The 13,228-nt window shown below is 34.7% G+C and carries 13 protein-coding genes and 2 pseudogenes; 5 read left to right on the plus strand and 10 right to left on the minus strand.

Annotated elements, in window-relative coordinates; translation table 11 throughout:
* Nucleotides 1-96: 96 nt before the first annotated feature.
* Nucleotides 97-705: a class I SAM-dependent methyltransferase gene (locus ADJ83_RS19240; RefSeq protein WP_031538430.1), complete on the minus strand. Its 609-nt coding sequence runs from the start codon at nucleotides 703-705 to the stop codon at nucleotides 97-99.
* Between the two features lie 247 nt (nucleotides 706-952).
* Here ADJ83_RS19240 and ADJ83_RS19245 point away from each other — a divergent pair.
* Nucleotides 953-1,699, plus strand: a pseudogene (locus ADJ83_RS19245) (IS21/IS408/IS1162 family transposase); the annotation flags it as partial.
* 65 nt (nucleotides 1,700-1,764) lie between these two features.
* Here ADJ83_RS19245 and ADJ83_RS19250 read toward each other — a convergent pair.
* The 4 genes and pseudogenes from ADJ83_RS19250 to ADJ83_RS19265 form a co-directional block, all read right to left on the minus strand.
* Nucleotides 1,765-2,787: a tyrosine-type recombinase/integrase gene (locus tag ADJ83_RS19250; protein WP_031538427.1), complete on the minus strand. Its 1,023-nt coding sequence runs from the start codon at nucleotides 2,785-2,787 to the stop codon at nucleotides 1,765-1,767.
* Nucleotides 2,784-3,749, minus strand: a complete 966-nt coding sequence (locus ADJ83_RS19255; RefSeq protein ID WP_031538425.1) for a tyrosine-type recombinase/integrase — start codon at nucleotides 3,747-3,749, stop codon at nucleotides 2,784-2,786. The genes ADJ83_RS19250 and ADJ83_RS19255 overlap by 4 nt, the downstream gene beginning before the upstream one ends.
* Entirely contained in the window at nucleotides 3,750-4,988 is a 1,239-nt protein-coding gene (locus tag ADJ83_RS19260) for a tyrosine-type recombinase/integrase (protein WP_197030893.1), read from the minus strand.
* Nucleotides 4,989-5,102: 114 nt separating this feature from the next.
* Nucleotides 5,103-5,888 (minus strand): annotated as a pseudogene (locus tag ADJ83_RS19265) (helix-turn-helix domain-containing protein); the annotation flags it as partial.
* Nucleotides 5,889-6,663: 775 nt separating this feature from the next.
* Between ADJ83_RS19265 and ADJ83_RS19275 the strand changes: the two are divergent.
* Genes ADJ83_RS19275 through ADJ83_RS19285 form a run of 3 tightly spaced genes read left to right on the plus strand, consistent with a single transcriptional unit; the run spans nucleotide 6,664 to nucleotide 8,381 of the window.
* Complete coding sequence (locus ADJ83_RS19275) at nucleotides 6,664-7,260, plus strand: hypothetical protein (RefSeq protein ID WP_231512569.1); 597 nt, start codon at nucleotides 6,664-6,666, stop codon at nucleotides 7,258-7,260.
* Nucleotides 7,257-8,021: an IS21-like element helper ATPase IstB gene (gene istB, locus ADJ83_RS19280; protein ID WP_031538415.1), complete on the plus strand. Its 765-nt coding sequence runs from the start codon at nucleotides 7,257-7,259 to the stop codon at nucleotides 8,019-8,021. The genes ADJ83_RS19275 and istB overlap by 4 nt, the downstream gene beginning before the upstream one ends.
* A 36-nt stretch (nucleotides 8,022-8,057) precedes the next feature.
* A complete protein-coding gene (locus ADJ83_RS19285) occupies nucleotides 8,058-8,381 on the plus strand; it encodes a hypothetical protein (RefSeq protein WP_031538414.1) in 324 nt (107 codons plus the stop codon).
* A 585-nt stretch (nucleotides 8,382-8,966) separates the two neighbouring features.
* On the opposite strand, the gene ADJ83_RS19290 is transcribed toward ADJ83_RS19285, so the two are convergent.
* From ADJ83_RS19290 to ADJ83_RS19300, 3 genes are all read right to left on the minus strand, one after another.
* A complete protein-coding gene (locus ADJ83_RS19290) occupies nucleotides 8,967-9,155 on the minus strand; it encodes a hypothetical protein (protein WP_031538412.1) in 189 nt (62 codons plus the stop codon).
* 98 nt (nucleotides 9,156-9,253) lie between these two features.
* Nucleotides 9,254-9,625, minus strand: coding sequence for a hypothetical protein (locus ADJ83_RS19295; protein ID WP_035416550.1), 372 nt, complete (start codon nucleotides 9,623-9,625; stop codon nucleotides 9,254-9,256).
* Nucleotides 9,626-9,681: 56 nt separating this feature from the next.
* The gene (locus ADJ83_RS19300) at nucleotides 9,682-9,927 is read right to left on the minus strand and encodes an SHOCT domain-containing protein (protein ID WP_031538410.1); all 246 of its coding nucleotides are present in this window, start codon (nucleotides 9,925-9,927) and stop codon (nucleotides 9,682-9,684) included.
* Nucleotides 9,928-10,080: 153 nt separating this feature from the next.
* On the opposite strand from ADJ83_RS19300, the gene ADJ83_RS19305 reads away from it, so the two are divergent.
* Nucleotides 10,081-10,284, plus strand: coding sequence for a DUF2933 domain-containing protein (locus tag ADJ83_RS19305; RefSeq protein WP_031538409.1), 204 nt, complete (start codon nucleotides 10,081-10,083; stop codon nucleotides 10,282-10,284).
* A 450-nt stretch (nucleotides 10,285-10,734) separates the two neighbouring features.
* Here ADJ83_RS19305 and ADJ83_RS19315 read toward each other — a convergent pair whose 3' ends face one another.
* Both ADJ83_RS19315 and ADJ83_RS19320 read right to left on the minus strand, forming a co-directional pair.
* Nucleotides 10,735-11,418, minus strand: coding sequence for a response regulator transcription factor (locus tag ADJ83_RS19315; RefSeq protein WP_031538405.1), 684 nt, complete (start codon nucleotides 11,416-11,418; stop codon nucleotides 10,735-10,737).
* Nucleotides 11,415-12,806, minus strand: coding sequence for a sensor histidine kinase (locus tag ADJ83_RS19320; RefSeq protein ID WP_231512568.1), 1,392 nt, complete (start codon nucleotides 12,804-12,806; stop codon nucleotides 11,415-11,417). The genes ADJ83_RS19315 and ADJ83_RS19320 overlap by 4 nt, the downstream gene beginning before the upstream one ends.
* Nucleotides 12,807-13,228: the final 422 nt, after the last annotated feature.

Consider the following 13,228-nt stretch of genomic DNA (forward strand, 5'->3'; position numbering starts at 1 on the left):
GTAAAGGTTATTTAAAACTATTCACTCGTTTTAAAGTACATTTGATTTGCTAATACATATTTACAAACACTGTATCCTCTTTTGAGAAGATAATTTTTATGGACGTACAAATATTTGTTTCATAATAGATTTCATTAAAGGTATATTTTCTTCAACTTTAAGACCTGATTGTTCGATTGTTTTAAGTGTTTCTCTATTTATGTTAGCTCCCCAAAGTCGCACTGTTAAAGGGTTCAACATATCCATTACTAAACCTACTAACTTATTTTCACTCCTCATATGCTCTAACATTAAGATACGACCAGTTGGTTTACATACCCTTTTTAACTCCTTCAAACCAATCATCGGGTCTGGTACGGAACAAAATACACAAGTAGAGACAATAGAATCAAACGTATTATCAGGGTATGGTAAAGATTGTATATCCGCTTCCACTAATTCTATCGGAAACAAAAAATCTCCTTTTGATACTTTTTCCCTAGCGTATTTTAACATCCCATTACTAAAATCAACACCTGTTAAGGACTGAATATTATTAGGATAATAATATAAATTGGCACCGGTACCTATTCCTACTTCAAGTACTTTTCCAGATACATTTGATAGTAAATTAAACCGCCATTCTTCTTTAATCATTTTATCCATTACATCATATATACCGGAGATCCTATTGTATCGTTTTTTAATTACATCATCTTTATCCAACAATGTTCACCCAATTCTATTTTTAGACTTAAAAATAGTTTCCCACATTAATATGAAAAAACAATGAATTTTCATCTATAAAATTCAGCTGATATCAATTTTTTTTATAAAAATAGCCCCTATTTGTAACTGCTAAACTATAATCAACAGTTTCTGCTAAATAAGATTGAACATTTTTTACCAAAATATTCCTCAGCTGAGATATGATAGATTTACTATCGTTTGTTATAGCTGGAGGGTAAGAAAGGTGGAAAAGTTACTATTGTTTGTGGAAATACATCAATTAAAGAAACAGGGATTTAAAGTAGCAGCCATTGCAAAAAAATTAGAGATTTCTAGAAACACCGTTTATAAATACTTAGATATGAATCTAGAAGAAGCATCAGATTGGATTACATCTCTAGGAAGTAGGAGGAAAAAGTTAGACCAGTATCACGATGATATTCTAAGCTGGTTGAAGGAACATCCTGATCTCTCCTCTGCACAAGTGGAGGATTGGTTAAAAGAGCATTACCCAACATTGGATGTTGGAGGTAGTACCGTTCGCTTGTATGTTAGTCAGTTAAGAGATATCTATCATATACCTAAAGTTGTACGTATTCGATCACATGAGGCTGTAGAGGAATTACCAAAGGGCCAACAAGTTCAAGTAGATTGGGGAGAAATTACTGTTAAAAATTCAGAAAAGAAAGATATTAAGTTATACTTTATCACCTTTGTCCTCTCTCATTCTCGTTATAAGTATGTGGAATGGTTAGATCGTCCTTTTACAACGAGGGATACGATAAGATGCCACGAAAAAGCGTTTCAGTTTTTTGGAGGAATGCCGGAGGAAATTGTTTATGACCAAGACCATCTCATAACTGTAAGTGAGAATGCAGGTGACATTATTTTAACCAGTGAATTTCAGGCATACAAACAAGATCGAGGATTTCGAATTTACTTATGTAGAAAGGCAGATCCCCAGAGCAAAGGTTATGTTAAGACTTCCGTTATGTAAAGATTGACCCCCAAACATGGTGTTAACAACGAAAGCCTTAACATTATTTCTTTACATAATTATCTGCGATTGAAACTCTTAAGCCAGTCTTTCAGATTTGAATCATTATCCCAAATGGCTTCTTCTGAAGGCACGATTTCCTTGCTTGCTGCCTCGATGGCTAGTCTTTTATGCATTGCATCCGCCCTTGCATACATTTCTGTCGTTTTCACGCTTACATGTCCAAGTAAATCTCGGATATAAATTAAATCCACACCCGATTCGACTAACCCCATAGCGGTTGTGTGTCGCATTTTATGCGGACTGAAGTCTGCAGAAATCATATCTGGGGCAATTCTTCGTGCCATTTTTGTATATTTTCCTACGATATAATTAATTCCTTGTCTAGTGAAAGGTTCATTCATGTGATTTTTAAACAGCCATTCACCTAGTTTCTCTGGTTTGTCGTATCTTTTTTGAACTAGATATTTATGAATAAAAGGGATTGTATTGCGCATTAGCGGTACATATCTACTTTTTTGCCCTTTCCCGTGAACCAATAGTGTGAAGGGCTCCTGTAACGACAGATCTTTTATCCGGATTTTTATTAATTCACTGACACGGATTCCAGTTGTATACAGAAGGGATAAAATAAGGTAATCCCGCAACCCATTCTGCCGACTTAAATCTACTTGTTCGATTAATAACGCTACGCCATCAGTTTTAAGATAAGAAATTTCCTTTTGTGGTGCCTTCTTGACCGGTATGCCAAGAATTTTTTGGTATTCATCTAAGTGTTCAGGAAATTCGTACATAAGGAAGCGAATGAAGCTGTTTAGGGCTGCCTGCCTTTGGTTTCTAGTCGATATTCCGTTTGATCGTGTTACCTGAAGCCAGTTCAGGTAATCAACCACATTATTGCGAGTAAGGTCAGATACATCTACCTTATCGGCAGAAATTCGATGTTCATCCTGCATATATGTTAGGAAAAGGATAAAGGAATATCTGTACGAATCAATCGTCTGAGGGGTGCTTCCACAATTGTTCGGAAGGTAACCCGTAAAATATTTGTTCAAATATAAGGCGAAATTGGTTTTTTTCATAACGTGGTTCCCTCCCAAAACACTCTATCTAGTTTTGATTTAAACTTTTCCTCGATATATGGATAAATACCCATGGTTAGCCTGATATAACGTTCTGTTGCAAATATTGTTTTATGCCCCAAATATGTGGACAGGATTGGAAGAGCGACATACATATCCATGCCAGCATCAACCATCTTCTTGAATGAATATACGGCCATGGTATGCCTCCAGTCGTGGATTCTAGGCCCCTTCCCTCCCCCAAGATAGGGAATTCCAGCCTGCCGGAGGAATAACCTGTGCGCCTCATATATGGCATCCCCACTCATTCTACCTCCGGTGGAAGTGGTGAAAATATAGTCTTTGTCATCCAGCAAGTAAAAGCACTTTTCCGCAAATTGTTTCACGAGCACCCTTAGGTCTTCCCCCAATACGATATAGCGCTCGCAATCATTTTTGGTTTCAAACAGCTTGACAATCCCATTCTCCAAATCCACATCCTGTTTTCGTATCCCCAGAGTCTCATTGATTCTTGTACCGCAACAATACAACAGGCGGAATAAGACAGGGTATTGGATTGCGGCCTTTCGGTTTCGGGAAGATTCGTAGGTATCCACTGCGTGGAAATACCTTCTTATTTCATCCTCGGTATAAATATAGGGTTGGAATTCCGTCGGTTTAAATTTGATATCCTTGGTAACATATACATTGTAGCCCTTCTGAAAGAGGAACATAAGAAAATGCTTGACTCCATTAATCCGAGAATAATGTGTAGTTGTGGCTTCAGCATCTTTTTTTTGTAGCCACCTTGCCGCATCTTCTGTAGTGAATATAGGTTCTTTAATCCCTAGTCGGATGCAGAAACTGTCAAAATGACGTAGATGGGTACAAAAACTAATAGCCTTATAGCCCGAAGCCACTTTATATTCAAGATAGGCATTCATTTCATCGGCAAATACAGAGTGGAATACTGGTGTGTTCATTCATTGCACCTCCCATCTAAAATGTGCTGAATGCAGTTCGGGCATGGGAAGGGGGCATTGCTTCAGTTTCTTTACATCGACGGCTAGATAAATTTTGGTTGTTTCTGTATTTTGATGCCCCATGACGGTACTAATGACGGGCATGGATACGTTTCTTTTTAGCATGTTGGTCGCAAGACTATGCCGCAAGGAATGGGCACCATGCTTCTTTGCCTTCCAATTTTTAATGTTCGCCTTGCCCATATACTTTGAAACAATGGAGTGGACGGTCGGTGGGGAAAGCGGCTGTCCTTTTTTGACAGTATCAGCGGCTACAATAATTTCTTCAGCGTTCGTTTTCGGGCGACCATGCTTTAGATAATCGATGATGGCATTTCCGACTGATGAAAGAAGAGGGTATTCTACCGGTATATCAGTCTTGCTTTGGTTAAAACTAATGACATTATTATCCCAGTCAATCTGAGTGAACCGGAAGCTTACGATATCCTTTGTACGCCAGCCATATTCCGCAGCTAAAAGTAAAATAAGGTAATCCCTTTTTCCGATCGAAGATGAACGCTCCACGGAAGCAATCACGCTGCTTATTTCTTGTTCTTCGTATGTTGTGGGGATTTTACAATGTTTTTTATAATTATCAGCGAGAACAAAAATGGAACAGTCCTTTTTTGTCAGTCCGTTATCGTAAGCATGTCGTAGAAAAATCCGTAAAGTTGATCCGCTGTTATGCCTTGAGGCAGGGGAGTAATCCATAGATTTGAAAAAGTTTTCTACTATGTCTACATTCAATTCTTCCAGGACCAATGAACGCCCGTTGAGGAACATATGAAATTCATACAAATACTGTTTCTTATTTCTTATCGTTTCATCGGATAGATGCAGGACGTTACTAGCATATGAAAGATATGATTCTATGATTTTACCAATTTCACCATCAAAAATTCGTTCAACACGAGGGGTGCGGAATTCAAAATCTCCATCTTTTTGGTAAGAAATCAACATTCGCACTGCCCTGAGTCTTACCCGATCCTTTTTGTTTACAATTTTCGTTAGGATATGATCCCCAAAAACCTCATCACAGTATGCAAAGCCGATAGACTCGGAGAAATCCGTGTGTTGATGTTCTTTCATCCATTGTTGTAGCCTATCCCATTCCGTTTTGATTTTCAGGTAATGCATACCGCCGTATTCACGGCTAATTAATTCATCTTGGCACAAGGAAACGAGCTTTTTAAAATCCATAACCAAACCTCCTAAAATGTTTGGTTACTTCGTAACACAGATGATTTATTATGTAAAGAAATAGGCATTAAGTATAGGGATATCCTTGAAAAGAAGCCTATTTCTTTACATAACAAAAATCTTAACATAACCCTTGCTACGGGGATCAAAAGGAGCTGTGTGCGTTAAGGTAATTCCCAATTGTGCGCATGCATATTGAAGTGTTTCAGATCGATAGATCTTACCATTGTCCGTATAGATGATAGTGGGCTTTCCTCTACGTATTAAAGCTTCTTTTGTTACTATTCTTAAACCATCGAATTTTTCCGTTGAAAAAAATTGTGCATATGGAACGATTCTAGAACAGTCATCGATATATGCTATAAGAAAGGTTTTCTTTCTTTTTCCGTCCATTGGCACATAAGGACCATGAGATAAATCCCCCTGCCAAAGGACATTTACCTTTTCATGAGCGAATCTTTTTCTTTCAGGAATGGCTAAAATTTGTTTTCCTGATAGGTTGTGTTTTTTCAATAATCGATTTATAGTAGAGTAAGATATTTGCTTTTGTTGAATCTCTCCACGCTTGATTAGTTGTTCGTAGAAAACACTAACAGGCATGTGGGGAGATTTTCTTCTTATTTCTAAAATATGATCCTGATCATCAGGAGACAGTCTTCTGGAGTTTCCTCGATCTCCTCGTTTCTTTGGTTTTAATGCTTCAAAACCATTTCTCCGATAATGAAGTAACCATTCTTTGATTGTTTTTTCGGCAATCTTTCGCTCTCCATAATAAGGCATAGAATGAATTTTTCCATCTAGTCCTTGAAAATACTCCTTTGAATCTACTTGCCCATTTAAAAGAGGGGCAATCAGGCCATACCGAAATAAAGCCACTTGTTCACGTTCTTTTTCAGTCATGGAATTTCCTCCTTTTGATTAGAAGGACAACCGGTTATCCATATATCCATTCTACTTTTTTCGATATTTTCTGACTATGAAAAAGGTATGTGGGGAGGCTATTATTTTTTATTGTCACCAAATATGGTAGAATTAATTTGCCATAAAGTATTTTGATAAGTGACCCCAGGACCTTCGCAAGAAGGTTGATTCGCCAAAATCGAGGATCATTTTCAAGTATTTTATGGTTTCTTTATTTTTATCTGGGGACATCCCCCCTTTGAAACCAATATCAATAAAGAAACTGTGTATCCACTGTAATTTTCTACTGAAGCGAATTAGATAAAACCTTAATAATTGTCGACTGCCGTTAGATTTTTTCTTCTCTATAAATTGTTTGATCCGGTTTAAAACCGTTTGAATGGTATGTTGAAAATAAGAGATCAAAAGGTCTGGGAGAATGGAAAAACTCACTCTACACCCGAGACATTTTAGCCGACATATAGGAATCCTTAAAGTTCTATCCTCCGAGATTCCATACCTCCAATAATAGCCATTTCTTTCAAGGTTCCCTTGGGATACACACTTACAATTTGGACAAGTATTGAATGTTGGAAATGCATTCGATTTCCCCCTTGCCGCATATTCCTCCAAACTTATTCCGAAATCATGAGAAATGATCATAAAAAAACTCCTCCCTTTGAATATGCAAAAAATTTAGCATATTACTTAGGAGAAGTATAGATAGTAGTCTGTAAGAATTTGAAAAATATAACTGCAATTTAGAGGAATTAATGTGACAGTTTACAACAATGTCATAAAATATAAATCTAATCGTTATTCTCTACCCTTGGGGACTTATCGTCCAAGGGGAGAGAATACGGTATATATAGAAATTCAAGAGCAAGAACTTGTGATAAGAAGAGAAACGCAGGGAGAAGTCTTAGCAAGACATCCCCTATGCCATGGAAAAGGGGAATTAATTAAAAACAGACAGCATACAAGGGATCGTTCAAAGGGAATTCAAGCTTATAAGGAAACCTTGATTCGTCAGTTTAAAGATCAGGAAAAGGCAGAAAGATTTATATATGAGATAGGAAGCCGTTATCAGAGATATATACGTGATCAGCTTCAAGTCATTCAAAGCACCATTAACCATTATCGAATAGTAGTAGACGAATCCTTAGCTGTTTGTATAAAGGACCAGTTATGGAGTGCAAATGACCTTCGGGATGTGGCACAACATTTAACCCGGTTAAAAGAAGCAAAAGCCCCGAATCCTTCCTCGATTCAAGGAACAAAAAATAGTCATATCAACACCGCATTAAAAGCCACAGCAGCAACAAGGGAAATGGACGACTATATCAAGATACTAGGTGGTGTTTTACAATGACTCAAACGGTACATAACTTACAGGAGTATTTTCGCCAAGTGAGAATGACGGAAACAGCAAATGAATTACCTGTGATACTTCGTAACGCAGAAAAAATGTCCTGGACCTATCAAGAGTTCCTGCAGGAACTTCTTATGTACGAGCTAAAGCGACGTGACGAAAAAAACATAGAAAGAAGATTAAAGTGGGCCAAGTTCCCTTATCATAAGAAATTGGATGAATTTCATATTGAAGAACAACGATCGTTAAGTACTCGTCAACTTAACCAATTAAGGGAACTGAATTGGTTAGATCAACAATATAATTTAATTTTATTAGGACCTCAAGGTGCTGGAAAAACCCATATTTCCATTGGACTAGGAATAGAGGCCATTCAAAAGGGTTATAAAGTTACCTTTTCAACCATGGGTGAACTAGTACATCTCTTAAAAACCGAAGAATATATAAAAAAGTCTCAAAGCCAGCTTAAAAGAATTAGGGAATCAGATTTAGTTATTATTGATGATTTAATGTATATGGCTATTGATCAACGGGAGGCTAATTTGTTCTTTCATCTAGTAAATCATTTATATGAGCGTAGTTCTATTATATTAACCTCTAATAAAGGACCTGAAGAATGGGGTGAATTGATGGGAGACCAAGGAATTACCATGGCTATTTTGGATCGGATACTTCACCGAGTTGAAGTCATACAACTTAATGAAAATGACAGCTACAGGCTTAAACACCGGACTGCTATTTTTGAAAATGAATCTGTTTAAATCGAAACAAAACTAGAAATTGGAGGATGAAAGAGATTGAATACATTGACCGTACAAGAGACAACTAATCTTATGCATTCATATGGAATCAAATGTGATAGGGCTAACGTAGAGCAATGGCTCGATGAAGGGAAACTTAAAGGAAAGATAAGTAAAGAGACTTATATGATTGAAGAAGAAGATGTTTATAACTTCCTAGACTTCTATAGGTGGGAAGGAACAGCCTATGAAAGAGGAATTGACGATAAGACAAAGATTAGCAGATTATTAGATGAAATTAAATATTTAAAACAGCAAGTAGATGAATTAGAAGAGGAAAATACAAAACTTATGAGTCAACTCGATATTTTACCTTATTAAAATAAACAGGATACCTCCCCATCCTATCGCCAAGATGGGGAAATCTAAACAAAAGTGTTCAAAGTTAATTAGCAAAAAGTGTTCAAAACTACTTGACGGTTACACTATTTTTAATAGAGACCATTATAACTATAAAAGTCAGCTATATATTTTTGATGCTTTATATCATAAGAATAGAAATTATCGGACTTTCCAAAATTGATAACAGAAATAAAATACAACTCTATTTAATTTTGAAGAAAAATATACAGTGGTTTCTTAATAGTATTACTGTTCTACGAGGAACGTTTTCCTTTTTATAGTATATTTGTTTTCTTTATAATCATAAAAAAAACCATATCTTATCAATAATATTTGCATATCTTTTTGAGAAAATCCTTCTTATAGAAATTAAAAAGGAGAATTTACTAAAATGGATATAAAAAAACTATTAATATTTATATGGATCCTTTCTATTGTCTTTTTTATTATTCTGTATTATATAAAATATTCTTAGTTTTAACATACCATAGGGATTACAATAGAAACTCCTAATCCCTACCCAATCATTCCTTTATTCTCCTATAGATGATAAATTGTAACTATTTATAAAATATTTTTAAGTTTGATATATTCTTCTGTTGATATTTGTCCTGATGCATATCTTAAATCTAGTACTCTTCTTGCTCCATTGGTATCTGGACTTTGTCGAAACTGAAACTTGTTAAGTACTTTTTGTAGTTCTCCAGTTTTATAAAGATAAAAGCCAATAGCTAAAATGAGTAATAAAACCACTTTTTACCTCCTCCAGACATTTTTATATGTTATATCATACGTAGGCTAAGAATAACCGGCCTACGTATCTGTTTCTAGTAAATACTTGAAACTATTTATTAGAAATTACTACTTTGTGATGCACCACCTGTTCCATGCATACTTTTATACATTTCTTCTAGTTCCTTATTATCTAAGTTCGGATGCATTTTGCTCATTAATGGCTTCATTTGTCCAAAGTTAATATTTCCATCTTCCATGAATTTTTTCATCTCATCTAAGTCTACTCCCTGTTCTTCCATGTAATTTTGCATATCGTCCAAATTTCCAGTTCCCATCATATTTGCCATTTGATCATAATCAATTCCTAGTTCTTGCATCATTGAAGCCTGATTAACAGGAGTATCTTTAGCAGATGCTATATATAAGCCAGTTCCTCCCGTTACAATAAATGCTGCAGCCAAAGCTCCAATTAATATAGTCTTTTTCATCATCATACACTCCTTATTTATAATAGATTGTTAAATTTTTAAATTTACATCCGTCTTTATAGTAGATATTTCTTGATTTGTTCGAACTCTTCTACCGTAATTTCTCCACTGGCAAGTCTTGATTTTGCTATTTCAAACGCTTCTAAATTATGTGCAGGCTGTACCGCCATCATATTTCCATTTCCAGTATTTTTGTGGTTATATGCCAAATAAAGAAGTACCCCTATAACCAAAATGACTATGATCATCATGAATGACCCACCTCCCATTCCAAATCCTCCAAAATATCCAGGTCCCATCATTACTATTTCCTCCTTGTATTATTATCTACACTCTTAACATACCTTCAAAAGATGAAGAAAATATGAAGCTTTTTAAATGATTTATTTCATTTTCTCCATAAAATCTCCTTATTTTCTTAGTATGATTTTAAAAAAAGATTAGGAGTGATTTTAATGGAATGGTTATTATTGTTGCTTTGCCCACTTATGATGATTTTCATGATGAAAGGTATGGGTGGTCATGGGCACAAGCAACATGGTCACGATTCACACTCTTCGGAAGTGTTGGATAAAAAAATGTCAAACCTAGAATTAGAAAATGAAAAGCTGCGAAAAGAAATCGACTCTCTTTCAGCCATGGTGAAAAAGGAGTCATAAATCAAAAATCCGTTGCCCATAGAAAGACAGAGTATTTTTGGATTTCTTAGCACATGGAAGTAGCCATAATTATTATTTGGTTCAGACGGTGAAAAGGTTATGCAAAATATCGATATGCAGAAAAGGATACAGGAATCCTATGATGGATCATTGTATCCTTTTCTGCATATCTACTTTTATTAAACAACAATATACTAATTATATTTGTCCCTATTTTTCCTTATAATTAAATATATCAATAAGATGATTCCTATGATAATAAGTAAAATCCAAAATATTTGACTAAACCAGAATGACATATGATTAACCATCATATGCCGCCCCATCATCATCCCCATTGGTCCGGGCGTAAACCAAATCATTTTTAGTACAAAAAGTAAAAAAATAATCCCGATTAGTATGAAGAAGCTCAATATGATTATTGGCCATAGCCGTTTCATTTTCTCACCCTTATTCCACTTTATATCCAATACCCCAAACGGTTTTAATTGACAATTTATCAATACCTGAAGCTTTTAGCTTTAGCCGTAAATTCTTAACGTGCACATCTACCGTTCTATCTTCCCCCATAAACTCAAGCCCCCAAATATGTTCCACTAGTTGTTCTCTTGATAATGCTTTTCCCCTATGTCTAATAAAAATTTCTAAAAGATCAAACTCAGTTGGAGTCAGATTAAGCTTTTGATTTTCATAAGTAACTTCTCTAGCTGTAAGATTTAAAATAACTCCTTCATATTTTAATACTTCATGTTGATCCATATTTTCCTCTTGATTATGGGCTCTACGCAGCAGAGCATTTACCCGTGCTAATAATTCTGCTTCATCAAATGGTTTTACTAAATAATCATCAGCACCACTAGACAAGCCAGTGACCTTATCTTGGATCGATCCCTTAGCAGTTAACATAATAATTGGAATATTTGATATTTTTCTTACTTCCTCAAGCGTCCTCCAACCATCCATAATGGGCATCATAACATCTAAGATCATTAGATCATAATCATCTTTTTTCACTTTTTCAAAAGCATCCTGTCCGTTGTCAGATTCATCTACTTGATAATTATCCTGAAGTAAATAAATTCGCAATAACTGTCTCATTTCAAATTCATCATCTACAATTAATATTTTCTTCATCGGTTTCTCCTAGATTTATTTTCTTGATCAATGGTTAAAAATATCGTGAAAATGGATCCTTCGTTTTCTGTACTTTTTACGGTAATAGTTCCACCATGGGATTCGATGATTTGTTTAACCACATATAATCCTAATCCGGATCCCCCTGTTTTTCTTGTACGGGAAGAATCAACCCGATAAAAACGTTCCCAAATTCTTGGTAGATTATTTTGAGGTATACCTATTCCAGTGTCTTTTATTTCTATTCCAATCAAATCTCTTTTAGAAAAGGAACGAACTGAAATCCCTCCAATATTTGTATACTTAATTCCATTCTCTATAAGGTTATAAAACACTTGTTCCATTCTTCGGATATCTACATAAAGAAGAGGTAAATCCTCTTCCAATTCACCCCATAACTCCAATCCTTTTTTCTCTGCAACGGGCTTCAGATTGGAAATAATTTTTTCCATTATGTCATTGATCGAGGTCCATTCTTTCGTTAATTCAAACTTTCCTGTCTGCAGTTTGCTCATCTCAAATAAATCATTTACTAAAAAAGAAAGCCTATTTGTCTCTTTGTTAATAATTTGCAAGTATTCTTCCTGTTCTTCTCTATTTTTTATGATACCTTTACTTAACACATCACTATACCCTTTAATATAGGTTAATGGCGTTCGAATTTCATGTGATACAGCCGCCAAAAAGTCATTTCTACTTTCTTCATAATATTGGAGTTGTTCTCCCAAGGTTTGAATGGAATTTCCAAGTTGAGCAATTTCATCCCTACCATGAATAGGTACTTTTTGCTTATACTTTCCTTCAGCCATTTTGAGGGTTGCCTCTTTCATTGTTAAAAGAGGCTTAGTAAATACCCGCGATAAAATTCCAATGAGTCCAAATGCAACTAACATTATCCCTAAACTTGAAATAAAGCTTAATAAACTCATGACAAAAATAATTTCCTTAATAATAGAGGAAGGGTAGTACATATATACATATCCTTGATTTTCACCAACAGGAGAAACGGAGACAATATACTCATGGTTTTTCCAATCATTCTCTATAACCTGTCCTGTACTGATTGGTTTGTCCAAAAAAATATGATCAATTATATCTTCATCAAGTTCAATAGATGAAGATATAATTTGATATTGATTATTGGTAATTAGAATTTTAGTAGATACTCCCTGCTCCATTTGAATGGCATGATTAATTGTAGATTTAGTAAATTGTTTCTCTAAATTTTGCGCATGGTTATTACCTTTTGCTACTAAATCCTGTTCGATATAATCAGTAAAAAAATTAGTAAAAACACCATATAAAATAAATCCCAATATTAAAAGCAACGAAAGAAATATGGTACTAAACCATAAACCAAGTTTGAAGGAAATACTTTTAATCTTCACTTTAAACGATTACTCCTTCGAATATCTATTTGAGTAGTCTTAAAATAGGTATTAATTTTTTCATTATTCTTCCAGATAAAGATGTAGTTATAATTTACTTAATTATAAAAGAAGAAAATGGAGAAAATATGAAGTTTACACATCATATTCAAATAAAAACGAATAAGAGAACCTTTATGATCAAACATTTCTATTTCTGTTCTTTTAATATACTAACTCAAAACAAGCTTTACAATTTTTTTAGAACTATAAGACGCAAAAAGTCTCATTAGAATAAAAACTCATTTTTTCTGCAATGTTTCTACAAACTTTTTTTGTATAATTTCTTTAATATAAGTTTCTCAAAATGGAGGTGAAGTATATGAAAAAGATATTAATTCCTGAATTATTCATAGAAAATCATTAATTGGTTACAATCGTTA

Source organism: Bacillus sp. 522_BSPC (genome assembly GCF_001076885.1).
In the GTDB taxonomy this organism is placed as follows: domain Bacteria; phylum Bacillota; class Bacilli; order Bacillales; family Cytobacillaceae; genus Niallia; species Niallia hominis.